This window comes from Streptomyces sp. NPDC002574, assembly GCF_042889545.1.
Lineage (GTDB): Bacteria > Actinomycetota > Actinomycetes > Streptomycetales > Streptomycetaceae > Actinacidiphila.
This window is the reverse complement of the sequence record NZ_JBIARB010000004.1, coordinates 505,380-521,734: the sequence shown is the minus strand read 5'-3', so window position 1 is coordinate 521,734 and position 16,355 is coordinate 505,380. Positions and strand designations below refer to the sequence as shown.

15 protein-coding genes are annotated in these 16,355 nt (G+C 72.5%); 5 read left to right on the top strand and 10 right to left on the bottom strand.

What is annotated here, in order from left to right; translation table 11 throughout:
* Nucleotides 1–8: 8 nt before the first annotated feature.
* The 3 genes from ACFYXS_RS12135 to ACFYXS_RS12125 are packed head-to-tail and all read left to right on the top strand — an operon-like array spanning nucleotide 9 to nucleotide 1,976.
* Entirely contained in the window at nucleotides 9–1,007 is a 999-nt protein-coding gene (locus ACFYXS_RS12135) for a ketopantoate reductase family protein (RefSeq protein WP_389246709.1), read from the top strand.
* A complete protein-coding gene (locus tag ACFYXS_RS12130; RefSeq protein WP_389246707.1) occupies nucleotides 1,000–1,413 on the top strand; it encodes a hypothetical protein in 414 nt (137 codons plus the stop codon). The genes ACFYXS_RS12135 and ACFYXS_RS12130 overlap by 8 nt, the downstream gene beginning before the upstream one ends.
* Before the next feature lie 56 nt (nucleotides 1,414–1,469).
* On the top strand, nucleotides 1,470–1,976 hold the full coding sequence (locus ACFYXS_RS12125) for an NUDIX domain-containing protein (RefSeq protein ID WP_389246705.1): 507 nt from the start codon (nucleotides 1,470–1,472) through the stop codon (nucleotides 1,974–1,976).
* A 19-nt stretch (nucleotides 1,977–1,995) separates the two neighbouring features.
* On the opposite strand, the gene ACFYXS_RS12120 is transcribed toward ACFYXS_RS12125, so the two are convergent.
* Nucleotides 1,996–3,789: a gamma-glutamyltransferase family protein gene (locus ACFYXS_RS12120; protein ID WP_389246703.1), complete on the bottom strand. Its 1,794-nt coding sequence runs from the start codon at nucleotides 3,787–3,789 to the stop codon at nucleotides 1,996–1,998.
* Between the two features lie 40 nt (nucleotides 3,790–3,829).
* Between ACFYXS_RS12120 and ACFYXS_RS12115 the strand changes: the two genes are divergently transcribed.
* On the top strand, nucleotides 3,830–4,648 hold the full coding sequence (locus ACFYXS_RS12115) for a nucleotidyltransferase domain-containing protein (RefSeq protein ID WP_389246701.1): 819 nt from the start codon (nucleotides 3,830–3,832) through the stop codon (nucleotides 4,646–4,648).
* A gap of 145 nt (nucleotides 4,649–4,793) precedes the next feature.
* On the opposite strand, the gene ACFYXS_RS12110 is transcribed toward ACFYXS_RS12115, so the two are convergent.
* Nucleotides 4,794–5,207 (bottom strand): peptidase inhibitor family I36 protein, encoded by a 414-nt coding sequence (locus tag ACFYXS_RS12110; protein ID WP_389246699.1) that lies wholly within the window; start codon nucleotides 5,205–5,207, stop codon nucleotides 4,794–4,796.
* Between the two features lie 404 nt (nucleotides 5,208–5,611).
* Between ACFYXS_RS12110 and ACFYXS_RS12105 the strand changes: the two genes are divergently transcribed.
* Nucleotides 5,612–6,358, top strand: a complete 747-nt coding sequence (locus ACFYXS_RS12105; protein ID WP_389246697.1) for an NAD-dependent deacetylase — start codon at nucleotides 5,612–5,614, stop codon at nucleotides 6,356–6,358.
* Nucleotides 6,359–6,382: 24 nt separating this feature from the next.
* Here ACFYXS_RS12105 and ACFYXS_RS12100 read toward each other — a convergent pair whose 3' ends face one another.
* The 8 genes from ACFYXS_RS12100 to ACFYXS_RS12065 form a co-directional block, all read right to left on the bottom strand.
* Complete coding sequence (locus ACFYXS_RS12100; RefSeq protein ID WP_389246695.1) at nucleotides 6,383–7,366, bottom strand: aldo/keto reductase; 984 nt, start codon at nucleotides 7,364–7,366, stop codon at nucleotides 6,383–6,385.
* 63 nt (nucleotides 7,367–7,429) lie between these two features.
* Nucleotides 7,430–8,863: a phytoene desaturase family protein gene (locus ACFYXS_RS12095; protein ID WP_389246693.1), complete on the bottom strand. Its 1,434-nt coding sequence runs from the start codon at nucleotides 8,861–8,863 to the stop codon at nucleotides 7,430–7,432.
* The gene (locus ACFYXS_RS12090) at nucleotides 8,860–9,678 is read right to left on the bottom strand and encodes an inositol monophosphatase family protein (RefSeq protein ID WP_389246691.1); all 819 of its coding nucleotides are present in this window, start codon (nucleotides 9,676–9,678) and stop codon (nucleotides 8,860–8,862) included. The genes ACFYXS_RS12095 and ACFYXS_RS12090 overlap by 4 nt, the downstream gene beginning before the upstream one ends.
* A gap of 83 nt (nucleotides 9,679–9,761) precedes the next feature.
* A complete protein-coding gene (locus tag ACFYXS_RS12085; protein WP_389246689.1) occupies nucleotides 9,762–11,300 on the bottom strand; it encodes an NCS1 family nucleobase:cation symporter-1 in 1,539 nt (512 codons plus the stop codon).
* Nucleotides 11,301–11,316: 16 nt separating this feature from the next.
* The gene (locus ACFYXS_RS12080; RefSeq protein ID WP_389246687.1) at nucleotides 11,317–12,336 is read right to left on the bottom strand and encodes a TIGR03842 family LLM class F420-dependent oxidoreductase; all 1,020 of its coding nucleotides are present in this window, start codon (nucleotides 12,334–12,336) and stop codon (nucleotides 11,317–11,319) included.
* Nucleotides 12,337–12,362: 26 nt separating this feature from the next.
* On the bottom strand, nucleotides 12,363–13,769 hold the full coding sequence (gene hydA, locus ACFYXS_RS12075) for a dihydropyrimidinase (protein ID WP_389246685.1): 1,407 nt from the start codon (nucleotides 13,767–13,769) through the stop codon (nucleotides 12,363–12,365).
* A 341-nt stretch (nucleotides 13,770–14,110) separates the two neighbouring features.
* Nucleotides 14,111–15,418 (bottom strand): aspartate aminotransferase family protein, encoded by a 1,308-nt coding sequence (locus ACFYXS_RS12070; protein ID WP_389246683.1) that lies wholly within the window; start codon nucleotides 15,416–15,418, stop codon nucleotides 14,111–14,113.
* A 14-nt stretch (nucleotides 15,419–15,432) separates the two neighbouring features.
* On the bottom strand, nucleotides 15,433–16,278 hold the full coding sequence (locus tag ACFYXS_RS12065; protein WP_389246681.1) for a nitrilase-related carbon-nitrogen hydrolase: 846 nt from the start codon (nucleotides 16,276–16,278) through the stop codon (nucleotides 15,433–15,435).
* Nucleotides 16,279–16,355: the final 77 nt, after the last annotated feature.

Here is a 16,355-nt window from a genome sequence, read left to right as displayed (position 1 = left end):
GTCCGCGTGTGCGGTACATCATCATCGGGGCGGGCGCGGTCGGCGGTTCCATCGGCGGGCGGCTGTTCCAGAGCGGGCACGACGTCGTCCTGGTCGCCCGGGGCGCGCACGGCGCGGCGCTGCGGGAGCGCGGGCTGACCCTGCGCACGCCCGACGCGACGCTCTCCCTCGCCGTCCCGGTCGTCGACGGACCGGACGCCCTCGACTTGCGCGACGACGACGTCCTGATTCTCGCCGTGAAGACCCAGGACACCGCCGCCGCGCTCGACGCCTGGGCGCCGGTGGCCCAGGGCCTGCCCCTGGTGTGCGCGCAGAACGGCGTCGCCAACGAACGGCTCGCGCTGCGGCGCTTCCCCGACGTGTACGGCATGTGCGTCTGGCTGCCGTCGGCCCACCTGGAGCCCGGCGTGGTGATCGCCCCGTGCGCGCCGCTCACCGGCATGCTCCACATCGGCCGCTACCCGCACGGCACCGATACCACCGCCGCGCGCATCGCCGCCGGACTGGAGACGTCCCCCTTCCTCCGCGCGCCGGTCGGCGAGGACGTGATGCGGTGGAAGTACGCTAAGCTGCTGACGAACCTCGGCAACGCCGTCGAGGCGCTCATCGGCCGAGACGCGTCCGTGGCCGCCCTCCACCGGCGGGCGCGCGCCGAGGGCGCGGCGGTGCTCGACGCGGCGGGCATCGCGTACGCGGGCGAGGCGGAGCAGGCGGCGATGCGCGGCGACCTCGTCACGGTGCGCCCTGTCGAGGGCGCTGCCCGCGGCGGGGGCTCGACCTGGCAGAGCCTCAGCCGCGCGACCGGCTCGGCCGAGGCCGACCATCTCAACGGCGAGATCGTCCTCCTCGGCCGCCTCCACGGCGTCCCCACCCCCGTCAACGACACCCTCCGCCTCCTCCTCAACCGCGCCGCCCGCGCCCGCCAGGCCCCCGGCAGCCTCGCGCCGGCCGCCCTGGCGGCGGCGGTCGACGCGGCCGAGCAGGCCTCCGGCCTCGCCCGTGACTGACCTGCCGGACCACGCGGTGCAGCTGCCCGAGGGGTCCTGGTGGGACTGGGAGGTCGTCGCATGGCAGCCCGGCGAGTTCCGGCTCGCCGCCGGCCACGACCTCACCTACCACCACGGGCTCGAACTGGTCTTCACCGATCCGCTGATCGTGACCTGCCCGGCCTCCTTCCACGACCCGGCGTTCCGCGCACCCACCCCGGACGAAGTCCTCACCGTGGCACGGCAACTCGGGGAGCGGCCGCCCGTCCTCGTGGCCTTCGAGGCGGACGCGGGCGGCCCCGGCCCCGTCTCGTGCCTGGTCGCGGCCGAACGGCTCGACGTCGTGCACGGAACCGTACTGCGCCACTGGCGTGCGGATGCCGCCCCCGGCCAGAGGTTCGCCCCCTGGGTGCGGCGCGAGGACTGACCGGGAGGACCCGGCGTCCTTGGGACCGCCCCTGGTCGCCGATTAGGTTGGGACCCGTGACGACCTCCGACTTTGCCGCGTACATCGACAGCCTCCCCAAGATCCTCGCGGGCGCGAGCACCTTGTTCCGTGACGCCGACGGCCGCATCCTCATCGCCGAGACCACCTACCGCGAGGACGGCAAGTGGGTGCTGCCCGGCGGCACCATCGAGTCCTCCGACGGGGAGACGCCGCGCGAGGGCGCGCAGCGCGAGACGCTGGAGGAGATCGGCCTCGACGTCGAACCCGGCGATCTCCTCGTCATCGACTGGGTCCAGGGCCTGGGGCGCATGCCGCTCGCCTCGTTCCTCTTCGACGGCGGCGTGCTCGACGACGCCTCGCTCGCCGCCGTCCGCCTCCAGGCGGAGGAGCTCTCCGACTGGCGCATGGCCACCCCGGACGAGGCCGAGGCCTATCTCTCCCCCGGCCTCTACCGCCGCGTCAGCGCCGCCCTGGCCGCCGTCGGCACGGCCTCCGCGCCCGTCGAGCTCGTCAACGGCCTGCCGCCGAGGCCGCGGGCCTGAGACGGCACCGGGAAGGCCCTCAGCGTCCGACCGCGTAGCCCTGCATGCCGCGGGGGTTGGCCGCGGCCGACAGGACGCCGGTGCGGGGGTCGCGGGCGACGGCGCAGAGGCGGCCCTCCGACCAGGGGGCCGCGATGGTGAGGTCGTGGCCCCGGCGGCGCAGGTCGGCGATGAGGGACTCGCCGAGCCGGGACTCGACGGTGAGGCTGCCCGGCTGCATGGCGCGGGGGTGGAAGGAGCTCGGGAAGCCGTCGGTGTGCCAGTTGGGGGCGTCGACGGCGCCCTGGAGGTCCAGGCCGCCGCGGACGTCGTCCCGCAGGGCGACGGCCAGGAAGAACGCCAGTGACCACTGGTCCTGCTGATCGCCGCCGGGCGTGCCGAAGGCCAGCACGGGCACGCCGTCGCGCAGCGCGAGGGACGGGGTCAGGGTGGTCCGCGGACGGCGGCCCGGGGTGAGGGAGTTGGGCAGTCCGGGTTCGAGCCAGGTCATCTGGAGCCGGGTGCCGAGGGCGAAGCCAAGCCCGGGGATCGCGGGGCTGGACTGGAGCCAGCCGCCGCTGGGGGTGGCGGCGACCATGTTGCCCCAGCGGTCGACGACGTCGAGGTGGCAGGTGTCGCCCCGGGTGGCGCCGTCGTGCGCGACGGTCGGCTCGCCGACGCCCATGGCGTCGAACTTCGCCTCCGCGCCCGGGTCGTGGAGCGGGAAGCGCGGCAGCCGTGGGGTCCGGCCGCCCGGGCTGCCGGGCCGCAGGTCGTACGAGGCCGCGGCCGGGTCGATCAGGGCGCGCCGGGCGTCGTTGTAGGCGGGCGAGAGCAGTTCGCCGAGGGGGACGTCCGCCGGGCCGGCGTCGCCGTACCAGGCCTCACGGTCGGCCATGGCGAGCTTGGTGCCCTCGACGAGCGTGTGGACCCAGTCCGCGGTGCCGTACTCCGGCATCTCGTCGGCCCCGGGCAGCAGGGCCAACTGCTGCAGCAGGGCCGGGCCCTGGCTCCAGGGGCCGGCCTTGCAGACCGTCCAGCCGTTCCAGTCGTGGGTGACCGGGTCCTCGTAGCGGGCCTCGTAGCCGACGAGGTCGTCCCCGGTCAGCGTGGAGGCGTGCCGCTCGCCGGAGGTGTCCATGGCCGGGCGGGCGGCGAAGTCCGCGACGGCCTCGCCGATGAAGCCCTCGCGCCACACCCGCCGGGCCGCCTCGATCTGTGTCTCCCGGTCACTGCCCGCGGCCTGCGCCTCGCGCAGCAAACGCCGCCAGGTGCCCGCCAGTTGCGGATTGCGGAGCAGTTCGCCGGGGCGCGGCGCGGGCAGGTGGAGCTCCGCCGACGTCGTCCACTCGGTCTCGAACATCGCGCGTACGGACTCCACGGTGGCGCCGATCGCCTCGACCGCGGGGTGCCCGTGCTCGGCGTAGCCGATGGCGTACGACAGCACTTCGTCCAGCGGCTTCGAGCCGTGGTCGCGCAGCAGCACCATCCACGCGTCGAAGGCGCCGGGAACGGCCGCCGCCAGCGGTCCCGTACCGGGGACGAGGTCGAGGCCCAGCGACCGGTAGTGCTCGACGCTCGCGCCGGCGGGGGCCGGACCCTGGCCGCACAGCACGCGCACCTCGCCGCCCGCCGGAGCGAGGACGATCGGCACCTCGCCGGCCGGTCCGTTCAGATGCGGCTCCACCACGTGCAGGACGAATCCGGCGGCGACGGCGGCGTCATAGGCGTTACCGCCGCTCTCCAGGACCGCCATGGCCGAGTGCGAGGCCAGCCAGTGCGTGGACGAGACCATGCCGAAGGTGCCCTGAAGGGTGGGCCGGGTGGTGAACAATTGCGTACTCCTCGCTCCGGATGGCTCCTACACTCGCACGATGCCCGAACAGCTTCTCCCCGCACCCCCCGTCGCCGCCATGGCCGAGGCCCTGTCCGGGGTCCCCGGCGTCGTGGGTGTCCTGCTCGGCGGCAGCCGGGCCCGCGGCACGCACCGGCCGGACTCCGACTGGGACCTCGGCGTGTACTACCGCGGCGCTCCCGACACGGCGGCTCTCGCCGCGCTCGCGGAGGAGGCGACCGGCGCCCCCGTGGAGGTCGCGGGCCCGGGCGGCTGGGGCCCGTGGGTGAACGGCGGGGCGTGGCTGACGGTGGGCGGCGCCCGCGTCGACTGGATCCTGCGCGACCTGGACCGCGTGCTGCGCGTCTGGGAGGACTGCGCGGCCGGCCGCTACGAGGTGGGCATCCAGCCCGGCCATCCGCTCGGCTTCTGGTCGCCGGTGTACCCCGGCGAGGTGGCACTCGGCCGGGTCCTCGCCGATCCCACCGGTGAGCTGGCCGCGCTGCGCGAACGGACCCGGGTGTACCCCGAGCCGCTGCGCGCCGCGCTGACCGGCGCCGCCTGGGAAGCGGACTTCCTGGTCGTCAACGCCCGCAAGTCGGCGGCCGCGGGCGACGTCCTGCACGCGGCGCTGTGCCTGTCGCGCGCCGTCGGCGTGCTCACGCAGTCCCTGCACGCCCATCACCGCGTCTGGTGCCTCAACGAGAAGGGCGCCCTGGCCGCGGCGGAGGCGCTGCCCGGCACCCCGCCCGGTTTCCGGGCCCGCGCCGAGGCGGTGCTGGCCGGGCTGGGCGACCCGGTGGCCGCCGTCGAGGCCGCGGCGGGCCTGGTCGCCGAGGTGCGGGAGCGGCTGGCCTGAGCGGGGGCGCCTTCTTCCAGAAGGGTCAGGGCCCGCAACTCCGATCCGGCTGCGAGCCCTGTCCCTTGCGCCAATCACGCGCATTCCAGCCGCCGGTCGGTGCGGAAGCCGGCTATCGGCGGCTCCAGTCGGCCACGCCCGCCGATCAGCACTTGCCCGGCCGCCACGAGCCGATCCTGTCGCCGAATCCCGCGGTGTTGAGGTTCGGGAAGATCCTGCCGAATCCGACCTGGAACTTCGCGCCGTCATAGTTGTTGCCGTCGAAGAAGCAGTACGTCTGCGACGAGTTGTTGACGATGGACGAGATCTTGTTGTTGAGCCTGTCGCCACTGGTGGCCAGCTTGAGGGCGCCGTCCCCCGAGCCGAAGCCGTACCAGCCGTTGAAGTCCGTGTGCTCGTACACGCAGAGGGTGTATCCATCACAGGAGGAGATCCCGCCCGGCGCGTTGCTGAACTGCCACCACGCGGCCGACGCCTCGGTTGTGGCAGCGGCGATCGCGGCGGTCGCGCAGGCGGCCACAACGGTGACGCGCCCCATCTTCTTGAAGATATTCGACACTGCGAAAAATCCTTCCTCGACAACTCTCGCGAAGCGGCAGCACACAGCCGCCCCGAGTGGTTGAAATTGAAACCTTCTCAGGAACGGCTCTAGCCCACCAGACGAGGAGGGGCTGCGTATTGAATGCGAATGCCAAGATCCACCCCAGGCCGACGCGTTGCCGCACACGCAAAACTGACGGGGTCTCACCTGCGCCTTGACCCTTTACCGACGCGGGGGCGCCACCCCGCGTTCCCTCACGCATGAGACATGGGCCACGGTTACTGACGCACCATCAGGTCAGCGCGAAGGCGTCGGCTTGGACCCTGGTGCCGATCCCGGACCCGCAGCCACCGGACCGGGCCACCTGGGAGGGCGCGGAAACACGATGTCCGCGTGCCGCCCGGTCTGCGTACGCTCGCCGCATGAACGCGAAGAAGCCGCTTGTCGCGATTCTCAGCGGCGCGGGGATCTCCACCGACTCCGGCATTCCCGACTACCGGGGCCCGAACGGGGTGTGGCGGCGCGACCCCGAGGCCGAGAAGCTCGTGACCTACGAGCACTACATGGCCGACCCGGAGATCCGCCGCAGGTCGTGGCGGATGCGCAATGACAGCCCCACGCTGCGGGCGCGCCCCAACGAGGCGCACGCGGCGATCGTCCGGCTGGAGCGTGCGGGCGTCCCGGTCCGCGTGATCACGCAGAACGTCGACGGGCTGCACCAGATGGCCGGGCTTCCCGAACGCAAGGTGCTGGAACTGCACGGGACGGCGCGCACGGTCGTGTGCACGCGGTGCCACGACCGCGCCCCGATGGCGGAGGCGCTGGAGCGGCTCCGGGCCGGTGAGGAGGATCCGGCGTGCGCGAAGTGCGGCGGCATCCTGAAGACGGCCACCGTGATGTTCGGGCAGCGGCTCGACCCGGTGGTGCTGGGGAACGCGATGGCCATCGCGAAGGGCTGTCAGCTGTTCATCGTGGTGGGCACGAGTCTGCAGGTACAGCCGGCCGCGTCGCTCGCGGGGATCGCGACGGAGCACGGCGCGCGGCTGGTGATCGTCAACGCCGAGCCGACGCCGTACGACCCCCTGGCGGACGAGCTGGTGCGCGAGCCGATCGGGACCGCGCTGCCCGCACTCCTGGACGGCATCGTCCAGGAGGCGGGCACGGGCTGACGCCCGCCGGGTGTCCCGCGGCGGCTACCAGCGGTGGTGGACCTGGGCGCGGATGCGGGTGTCGTACAGGTCCCGCACCGCGTCCAGAGTGGCCTGCGGCAGCGGGGCCAGGGCGGCGGCTTCGGCGTTGGCACGGGCCTGGGCGACCGAGCGGGCGCCGGGGATGACGCTGGTGACGCCGGGCTGCTGGACGATCCAGCGCAGCGCGGTCTGCGCGGGGGTCGCGCCCTGCGGCGCCAGCGCGACGAACTCCGCCGCGGCCTCCAGCCCGGTCTCGTAGTCGACGCCGGAGAAGGTCTCGCCCTGGTCGAAGGCCTCGCCGTGCCGGTTGTAGTTCCGGTGGTCGTCCGCGGCGAAGACGGTGTCCTTGGTGTAGCGGCCGGTCAGCAGGCCGGACGCGAGCGGCACGCGCGCGATGATCCCGACGCCCGCCTCGGCGGCGGCCGGGAGCACCTGCTCCAGCGGCTTGAGGCGGAAGGGGTTGAGGATGATCTGCACACTGGCCACGCCGGGGCGGGCGATCGCCGTCAGCGCCTCCTCGCAGGTCTCGACGCTCACCGCGTACGCGGCGACGCGCCGCTCCTCGACGAGGGTGTCCAGGGCGTCGAAGACCGCGTCCGAGGAGTACACCGAGGTCGGCGGGCAGTGCAGCTGCACGAGGTCGAGGGTGTCGACGCCCAGGTTCGCGCGCGAACGGTCGTTCCACGCGCGGAAGTTGTCCAGTACGTAGTTCTCGGGGACCTGGGCGGTACGGCGTCCCATCTTCGTGGCCACGAAGACGCCAGCGTCGGGGCGCTCGCGCAGGTAGCGGCCGATCAGCTGCTCGCTGCGGCCGTCGCCGTAGACGTCGGCCGTGTCGAAGAAGGTCACCCCCGACTCGACGGCGGCGTCCAGCACCGCGAGAGCGTCCTCCTCCCGCACGTCACCCCAGTCGGCACCCAGCTGCCAGGTGCCGAGACCCACGACGGACACCTTCCGGCCCGTCCTGCCCAATACGCGCTGTTCCATGTCCGCGATGCTAATCGCTGCGTCCGACAGCCGCGGTCCGGGTCCACGCGGGTCCGCCCCGGCTCAGTCCCTGGGGACGGCCGCGCCCAGCCGCTTCAGGACGGCGCGGGCCGCGTGGTGGCCCGGCATCCCGTGGACGCCGGGCCCGGGCGGGGTCGCGGAGGAGCACAGGAAGACCGTGGGGCGGGAGGTGGTGTACGGGTTCCACTTCGGCTTCGGGCGGAAGGCGGTCTGCAGGCCGGTGAAGGCACCGCAGCCGAAGTCGCCGCCGACGTAGTTGAGGTTGCGGGCGGCCAGTTCCGCGGGGCCGCTGACGGCACGGGCGAGGACGAGGTCGCGGAAGCCGGGGGCGAAACGCTCGATCTGCCGCTCCATGGCGTCAGTGGCGTCACCCCGCCAGTCGTTGGGCACGTGGGCGTAGGCCCAGAAGACGTGCTTGCCCTCCGGCGCCCGGCCGGGGTCGACGACGCTCGGCTGCGCGGTGATGAGGAACGGGACGTGCGGGGCGCGGCCGGAGACCGCCCGGCCGAGCGCGTCGCCGATCTCGCCGAAGGTCGGGCCGATGTGCACCGTGCCCGCCCGCCGTGCCTCGGCGGCGGTCCAGGGCACCGGGCCGTCCAGGGCGTAGTCGATCTTCCAGACCGACGGGCCGTAGTGGTAGCGGTGGTAGGCGTCGCCCAGCCCGGCGATCCGGGCCACCGCCGTGGGCGAGGTGTCGAAGACGTAGGCGCGCGCGGGCGGCAGTTCGTCGATCTTCCGCACCGTGACACCGGTGTGGACGGTGCCGCCCAGCTCCCGCAGGTACGACGCCAGGGCGTCGGACAGGCTCTGGGAACCGCCGCGCGGCAGGGGCCAACCGACCTCGTGCGCGGCGACCGCGAACATCATGGCGATGGCGCCGGTCAGCGGGCTGGTGAGCGGGGCGACGGTGTGCGCGGCGAGCCCGGCGAGCAGCCCGCGGGCCTTGCGGTCGCGGAAGCGCCGGGCCAGCAGCGCCACCGGCGGCAGGCCGGTGAGTCCGAACCGCGCGAAGCCCAGCGGGTCGCGCGGCAGGCCGTGCCACGCGGGCCGCAGGAAGTCGTGCGCGAGGGTGTCCCAGCGCCCGATGTACGGGGCGAGCAGCCGCCGGTAGGTGCCCGCGTCGCGCGGTCCGAGCGAGGCGGCGGTGGCGCCGACGGTGCGGGCCAGAACCGCGGCGGTGCCGTCGTCGAAGGGGTGGGCGAGGGGCAGCTCGGGGTGCAGCCACTCCAGTCCGTGGTCGGCGAGCGGCATGGCGTTGAAGGCGGGCGAACCCGCGCCGAGGGGGTGCACCGCCGAGCAGGGGTCGTGCAGGAAGCCCGGCAGGGTGAGTTCCTCCGTGCGCGCCCCGCCGCCGACGCGGTCACCGGCCTCGAAGACCTCGACGGACAACCCGGCGCGGGCGAGTTCGACCGCGGCGGTCAGGCCGTTGGGGCCGGCGCCGACGACGATCGCGTCCAGGACGCGCGCCCGGGTCACCGGTCACCCACCATGAGGCCGACGACACGCCGCGCGGTCGCCTCGTCGCGCGCGACCGAGAAGGGGAACGCGTTGCCGCCCGCGATCCGGAAGGGCTCCCCCGCGGCGGTGACGCCCGCCCCGCCGGCCTCGCCGACCAGGAGCACCCCGGCCGCGTGGTCCCAGGGCGACTCCCAGGTGAAGGCGACGGCGTCGAGGGCGCCCCGGGCGACCTCCAGGTAGTCCAGTCCGGCGCAGGTGCACTGGCGGGCCGTGACGCCGTCGGATCCGAGCCCTTCGAACTGCCGCCGCTCCTGCTCGTCCAGGAAGGAGAACTGCGAGGTGGCGACCCTCAGCGCCGCGCCCTCGACCGCCTTGGCGGTGCGGATCGGCTCGCCGTTGAGCAGCGCCCCCGCGCCGCGCCGTGCGGTGGCCATCAGGCCGAGGCGCGGCACGTACGTCCACGAGGCGTGCACCTCGCCGTCCTGCGCGAGCGCGACGAGCGTGGCGAACTCGGGCCTGCCGGCGACGAAGTTGGCGGTGCCGTCGACCGGATCGACGATCCAGACCGGGTCGCCGCCGGCGATCCGGCGCAGGACGGAGGGATCGGCGTGCACGGCCTCCTCGCCGACGACGACCGAGCCGGGCAGCAGCGCGGGCAGTTCCTCGGTGAGCCGCGCCTCCGCCTCGCGGTCGGCGACGGTGACCAGGTCCCCGGGGCCGGTCTTGTGGCTGATGTCGGCGGCGGTCAGCTGCCGCCAGCGCGGCACGACCTCCGCTTCGGCCACCGCCCGTACCGCGACCTCCACGGCCTTGAAGAGTGCGTCATCGATCACTCCCCCATCAGACCAGATCGCTCCGCGCCGTGCGCAGTCGCGGTGGCATTGGCCGGTTCACGCCATCCGCGCATCCGCGCCGTTCACACGGTGCGCGCGTGCCGCCGGGCGGGCCACATCAGGAGCACGTAGAGCGCGAAGGAGGTGGCGAGGCCGATGGCCCAGCCGTAGTCGGCGAGCGGGCGGAGCGGCGGGATCAGCCCGTCGACGGGGAACGGGCCCTGCTTGGCACCCTTGGCGTCGACCTTGGAGTAGGAGCCGCCGATCGCCAGCAGGGCGCCGGCGGCGAAGGCCGTCACCGCCCGCCAGTTCCAGCCACCGCGGTACCAGTAGCGGCCGCCGCCCGACTGGTACAGCTCGGGGAGCGCGAGGTGGGTGCCCCGGACGATCCAGTAGTCGGCGATCAGGATGCCCGCGACCGTGCCGAGGATGCCGCCGACGACCCCGAGCCAGGTGTAGATGTACAGCTCGGGCGTGGAGATCAGCTTCCAGGGGAAGATCAGCACGCCGACGACGCCCGTGACGAGCGCGCCGGTGCGGAAGTCGATGGTCTTCGGGGAGAGGTTGGACAGGTCGTAGGCGGGCGAGACGACGTTGGCGGCGATGTTCACGCTGATCGTCGCCACGAGGACGGTGACCAGGGCGTAGAGCAGCCCGAAGACGCTGTCCGCCTTGCCGGCCAGCTCGACGGGGTCCCAGATGGCCTTGCCGTAGACCGCCTCTGAGCCGGAGGTGACGAGCACGGACAGCACGGCGAAGAGCGTCATGGTCGTCGGCAGGCCCAGGGTCTGCCCGCGCACCTGGGCGCGCTGCCCGGCGCCGAACCGGGTGAAGTCGGGGATGTTGAGGGACAGCGTCGACCAGAAGCCGATCATGCCCATCAGGGAGGGGAAGAAGACCTGCCAGAAATCCGGCCCCCAGCCGAGCGAGGACGGCTGGTCCAGCAGTTGTCCGAGGCCGCCCGCCTTCCCGGTGATCCAGACGAGCAGCACCAGGGCGCCGACGATGACGAAGGGCGCCGCCCAGTTCTCGAAGCGGCGGAGCGTCTCCATCCCCCGGTAGATGATGGCCAGTTCGAGCGCCCAGAAGACGACGAAGCACAGCCACAGCGTCCAGGGGTAGCCGCCGATCCGCGCCGCACCGGCCCAGCCGCCCCAGATGTTGCCGAGCAGGACGAAGATGCCCTGCCCGCCGATCCAGGTCTGGATGCCGAACCACGCGCAGGCCACCGCCGCCCGCAGCAGCGCCGGCAGGTTCGCGCCGCGCACCCCGAAGGAGGCGCGGGCGAGAACCGGGAACGGGATGCCGTACTTGGGCCCCGCGTGGCCGGTGAGCAGCATCGGGGCCAGCACGATGACGTTGGCCAGGGCGATGGTGAACACCGCCTGCTTCCAGTCCATGCCGAGCGCGACCAGGCCGGAGGAGAGCGTCCAGGACGGGATGTTGTGGGCCATGCCGACCCACAGCGCGGTGAAGTTGTACGTGGTCCATTTGCGTTGGGCCAGCGGGACCGGGAGCAGGTCCTCGTTGGCGTAGCGGCCGTGCGGGGCGGCCGCGCCGGGTGCCAGCTCGACGCGGCCGTCGCTGTGCGTGATCTGGGCGGGGGCCGTGGCCTCCTGCATGTGCGCGTGTCCTCGGTCAGCCGGCGAGGGCGGGGATCACGGTCGCGCCGTAGGCGTCGATGGTGGCCTCCTTGGCGTCGTGCATGTCGTACAGGGCGAACTGGTCGACGCCCAGGGCCTTGAGGGCGGTCAGCTTCTCGATGTGCTGCTCCGCCGTGCCGATCACGCAGAAGCGGTCGACGATCTCGTCGGGGACGAAGTCGGTGTGCCGGTTCCCGGCCTTGCCGTGCTCGGCGTAGTCGTAGTCCAGGCGGGCCTTGATGTACTCCGTCAGTTCCTCGGGGACCGCGCTGGAGTGGTGGCCGTACTTGGAGACGAGATCGGCGACGTGGTTGCCGACCATCCCGCCGAACCAGCGGCACTGCTCGCGCGCGTGCGCCAGTGCCCGCGGGGACTCGTCCTCGGTGACGTACGCCGGCGCGGCGACGCAGATCCGCACCTCGTCCGCGTCGCGGCCGGCGGCGACGGCCGCGTCCTTGACCGCCTTGACCATCCACTCGGTGAGGTGGACGTCGGCGAGCTGCAGGATGAAGCCGTCGGCCTTAGCCCCGGTCAGCGCCAGCGCCTTCGGTCCGTACGCGGCCATCCACACGGGGAGCCTGGCGCCCTCCTTGATCCAGGGGATGTGGATGAGGTGGCCGCCGAGGTCGGCCTCGCGGCCCTCGGCGAGTTCGCGGATGACGTGCATGGCCTCCTCGATGCGGGCCAGGGTGTTGGGCTTGCGCCCGGCAACCCGCATCGCCGAGTCACCGCGGCCGATGCCGCAGATCACACGGTTGCCGAACATGTCCGCGAGCGTGGCGAACGTCGAGGCCGTCACCTCCCACGTCCGCGTCCCCGGATTGGTGACCATCGGCCCCACGACCAGCCGCTCGGTCTGCGCCAGGATCTGGCTGTAGATGACGAACGGCTCCTGCCAGAGCACCGCCGAGTCGAAGGTCCAGCCGTAGCCGAAGCCGTTGCGCTCGGCACGCTTCATCAGCTCCACGACGCCAGAGGCGGGCGGGTCCGTCTGCAGGACGAGTCCGAAGTCCATGGCTCAACACACCTCTCTCGGAGCTCTCAGGCGAGGTACTGACAGGTGCCGCGCGGGGTGTACTGGCCGTGGCCGGCCCGCCCCACATAGGTGCGGTTCTCGACGACCGGCTCACCGCGGGAGAACACGGTCTCCACCCGCCCGGTGATCCGCTTGCCCTCGTAGGCCGAGTAGTCGACGTTCATGTGATGGGTCTCGGCGGACACGACCTGCTCGGCCGCCGGGTCGTAGATCACGATGTCGGCGTCCGCACCCGGCGCGATCGTCCCCTTCCGCGGATACAGCCCGAACATCCGCGCCGGAGCGGCACACGCGATCTCGATCCACCGCCGCCGGCCGATGTGCCCGTCCACCACCGCCTGATGCAGCAGATCCATCCGGTTCTCCACCCCCGGCAGCCCATTGGGGATCTTCGAGAAGTCCCCCCGGCCCAGCTCCTTCTGCCCCACGAAGCAGAACGGGCAGTGGTCGGTCGACACCACCTGGAGATCGTTGGTCCGCAGGGCGCGCCACAGGACCGCCTGGTGCTCCTTCGGCCGCAGCGGCGTGGAGCACACGTACTTCGCGCCCTCGAAGTCCGGCTCCGCCAGGTTGTCCGTCGACAGGAACAGATACTGCGGACAGGTCTCCCCGAAGACGTTCAGGCCCTCGTCCCGCGCGAGCGCGATCTGCTCGACGGCCTGCTGCGCGGACACATGGACGACGTAGAGCGGGGAGCCGGCGACCTGGGCCAGACGGATCGCGCGGTGGGTGGCCTCGGCCTCCAGGAGCGCGTGGCGGACCTCGCCGTGGTAGCGGGGATCGGTCCTCCCCGCGGCCAGCGCCTGCTCGACCAGCACGTCGATGGCGATGCCGTTCTCCGCGTGCATCATGATCAGGCCGCCGTTGTCGGCGCCGCGCTGCATCGCCCGCAGGATGCGGCCGTCGTCGCTGTAGAAGACACCCGGGTACGCCATGAACAGCTTGAAGGAGGTCACACCCTCCTCGACCAGGATGTCCATCTCCTTGAGGGTGTCGTCGTTCACGTCGGAGAGGATCATGTGGAAGCCGTAGTCGACGGCGCACTGGGCGTCCGCCTTGGCGTGCCAGGTGTCGAGCCCGGCGCGCAGCGACTCGCCGACGGACTGCACGGCGAAGTCCACGATGGTCGTGGTCCCGCCCCAGGCGGCGGCCCGGGTACCGGTCTCGAAGGTGTCCGAGGCGTGGGTGCCGCCGAAGGGCAGCTCCATGTGCGTGTGCGCGTCGACGCCGCCGGGGATGACGTACTTCCCGGTCGCGTCGACGACCCGGTCGGCTGACTCCGTCCAGCCCCGCGCGGCGTCGGACTCGTGGGCGGCCAGTGCGGCGACCCGGCTCCCCTCGACGAGCACGTCGGCGTGGATCTCGTCGGCGGCGGTGACGACCAGTCCGCCGCGGATGACGGTGCGGCTCATGCTCCCACTCCTTCCATGGCTGAGGGCGGGGTCGCCGGTGACTCGATGCCATGTCGGAACGGCTCTACGCACGTAGACCCCGGCCGTGGGACGAACGTACGGCCCGTCACCCACGGGGGCAATACCGCTGCGCCGATCGTCGGGCCCGATGGTGTTCCCGGTGACCACCCCCAAGGCGAACGTTCACAATATGCCACGAAACGGGCGGCGGGGTCAGGATGTGAGCGGACGCCGCGCCCCGGCGACTGAGCGGTGAGTCGGCGTCACATCCGCTGCCGTGAACGGCCGAGGGGAGCGGCCCGGGCGGCGTCACGCCGCCCGGACCGGGAGCGGACGGGACGTCAGGCCGCCCCGCCACTCGTCTCGCTCTGCGCCTGCTTGAGCGCGGCTTCCAGGATGGACGCGCCCTCCTCGGCCTCGGCGACGGTCAGCGACAGCGGCGGGGCGATCCGCAGCGCGTCACCGGCGCGGCCTCCCTTGCCGATGAGCAGACCGCCCTCGCGGGTCGCCTCCATGACGACGCCGACGGCGGCCGCGTCGGCGAGTTCGACGCCGAGCATCAGTCCGCGGCCGCGGACCTCGCGGACCACCGGCAGCCCGGCGGCGATGGCCTCCAGACGGGACTTCAGCAGTCCGCCGACGCGCCGGGCGTTGCCCTGCAGGTCGTGGTCGAGGAGGTACTGGAGGTTGGCCAGCGCCCCGGCGGTGGTGATGGGGCTGCCACCGAAGGTGGAGATGGAGTTGGCCGTCAGGCAGTCCATCACCTCGGCCCGGGCGACGACGCCGCCCATGGACAGGCCGTTGCCGACGCCCTTGGCGAAGGTGAGGATGTCCGGCGGGCCGGAGCCCTCGTGCGCCTGCCAGCCCCAGAAGTGGTCGCCGGTGCGGCCCCAGCCGGTCTGCACCTCGTCGCTGATCCAGAGGATGCCGTGCCGGTCGAGCACCTGCTTGAAGGCGGCCAGCAGTCCGTCCGGGCCGGAGGTGAAGCCGCCGACCCCCTGCACGGGTTCGGCGATGAGGGCGGCGACCCGGCCGTTGGCCTGGCCGAGCACGTCCTCCAGGTCCGCGACGCACGCGGCGATGAACTCCGCGTCCGACAGGTGCGCGTACGGGCCGCGGGTGCGGACGCCGCCGTGCACGTAGAGCGTCTGCAGCGGCGAGAGGCTGGTCGGCGACCACGAGGTGTTGCCGGTGATGCCGATCGCCGAGAAGGACCGACCGTGGTAGCTGTTGCGCAGGGCCAGGATCTGGTTGGACCCGCTCATGGTCGTGGCCAGCAGCAGCGCGGTGTCGTTCGCCTCCGTGCCGGAGGTGGTGAAGAAGACCCGCGCGTCCGGGATGCCGGACAGCGCGGCGATGCGCTCGGCGAGCTCGACGGCCTGGGAGCTCAGGTAGAGCGTCGAGGAGTGCAGGATCCGCCCGGCCTGGTCGCGGACGGCGGCGGTGACCTCCGGCAGGGCGTGGGCGGTCATGGTGGTGAGGATGCCGCCGAAGAAGTCCAGGTACTGCCGGCCCTCGGCGTCCCAGACGTGGCGGCCCTCGCCGTGGGTGATCTCGATCGGCTCCGCGTAGTAGGTCGCCAGCCACTGGGGCATGACGGCCTGGTGACGGGCGTGGAGCGCGGCGTGCTGCTGCGAGCGTTCAGTCATGGTCATATCAACGATCACGCCTCCGTGAGGGTGCCGTAGGCGTCCGGGCGGCGGTCCCGGTAGAAGGCCCACTGCTGGCGCACCTCGGGGATCAGGTCGAAGTCCAGGTCACGGACGATCAGCTCCTCCTCCTTGCCGGAGGCGGGCTCGCCCACGAACTGGCCGCGCGGGTCGACGAAGTACGAGGTGCCGTAGAAGTCGTTGTCGCCGTACTCCGGCTCCTGGCCGACGCGGTTGATGGCCGCGATGAAGTACTCGTTGGCGACGGCGGCGGCCGGCTGCTCCAGTTTCCAGAGGTAGGCCGACAGGCCGCGATGGGTGGCCGAGGGGTTGTAGACGAGTTGGGCTCCGGCGAGGCCGAGGGCGCGCCAGCCCTCGGGGAAGTGCCGGTCGTAGCAGATGTAGACGCCGACCTTGCCGACCGCGGTGTCGAAGACCGGCCAGCCCAGGTTGCCGGGCTTGAAGTAGTACTTCTCCCAGAAGCCCTTGACCTGCGGGATGTGGTGCTTGCGGTACTTGCCGAGGTAGGAGCCGTCGGCGTCGATCACGGCCGCGGTGTTGTAGTAGAACCCGTCCTGCTCGATCTCGTAGACGGGGACGACCATGACCATGCCGGTCTCGCGAGCGAGCGCCTGCATGCGCCGCACGGTCGGGCCGTCCGGCACGGGCTCGGCCCAGCGGTAGTTCCCGGCCTCCTGCACCTGGCAGAAGTACGGGGCGTTGAACACCTCCTGGAAGCCGATCACCTTGGCGCCCTGGGCGGCGGCCTCACGGGCGTGCGCCTCGTGCTTGGCGATCATCGACTCGGTGTCGCCGGTCCACGTCGCCTGAACGAGCGCCGCTCGTACGACATTGGGCATGACAGCTCCTTTGACGCGGTGTCACACCGGACCGGCGGGCTGGTCTACGCACGTAGATCCGGCGGTGGGAAGAACGT

Bases quoted from the DNA above. Each gene is read 5' to 3' on its own strand.
- ACFYXS_RS12115 (WP_389246701.1), top strand. From the start codon at position 3,830: ATGCCCGAACAGCTTCTCCCCGCACCCCCCGTCGCCGCCATGGCCGAG.
- ACFYXS_RS12105 (WP_389246697.1), top strand. From the start codon at position 5,612: ATGAACGCGAAGAAGCCGCTTGTCGCGATTCTCAGCGGCGCGGGGATC.
- ACFYXS_RS12100 (WP_389246695.1), bottom strand. From the start codon at position 7,366: ATGGAACAGCGCGTATTGGGCAGGACGGGCCGGAAGGTGTCCGTCGTG.
- ACFYXS_RS12085 (WP_389246689.1), bottom strand. From the start codon at position 11,300: ATGCAGGAGGCCACGGCCCCCGCCCAGATCACGCACAGCGACGGCCGC.
- ACFYXS_RS12080 (WP_389246687.1), bottom strand. From the start codon at position 12,336: ATGGACTTCGGACTCGTCCTGCAGACGGACCCGCCCGCCTCTGGCGTC.
- hydA (WP_389246685.1), bottom strand. From the start codon at position 13,769: ATGAGCCGCACCGTCATCCGCGGCGGACTGGTCGTCACCGCCGCCGAC.
- ACFYXS_RS12070 (WP_389246683.1), bottom strand. From the start codon at position 15,418: ATGACTGAACGCTCGCAGCAGCACGCCGCGCTCCACGCCCGTCACCAG.
- ACFYXS_RS12065 (WP_389246681.1), bottom strand. From the start codon at position 16,278: ATGCCCAATGTCGTACGAGCGGCGCTCGTTCAGGCGACGTGGACCGGC.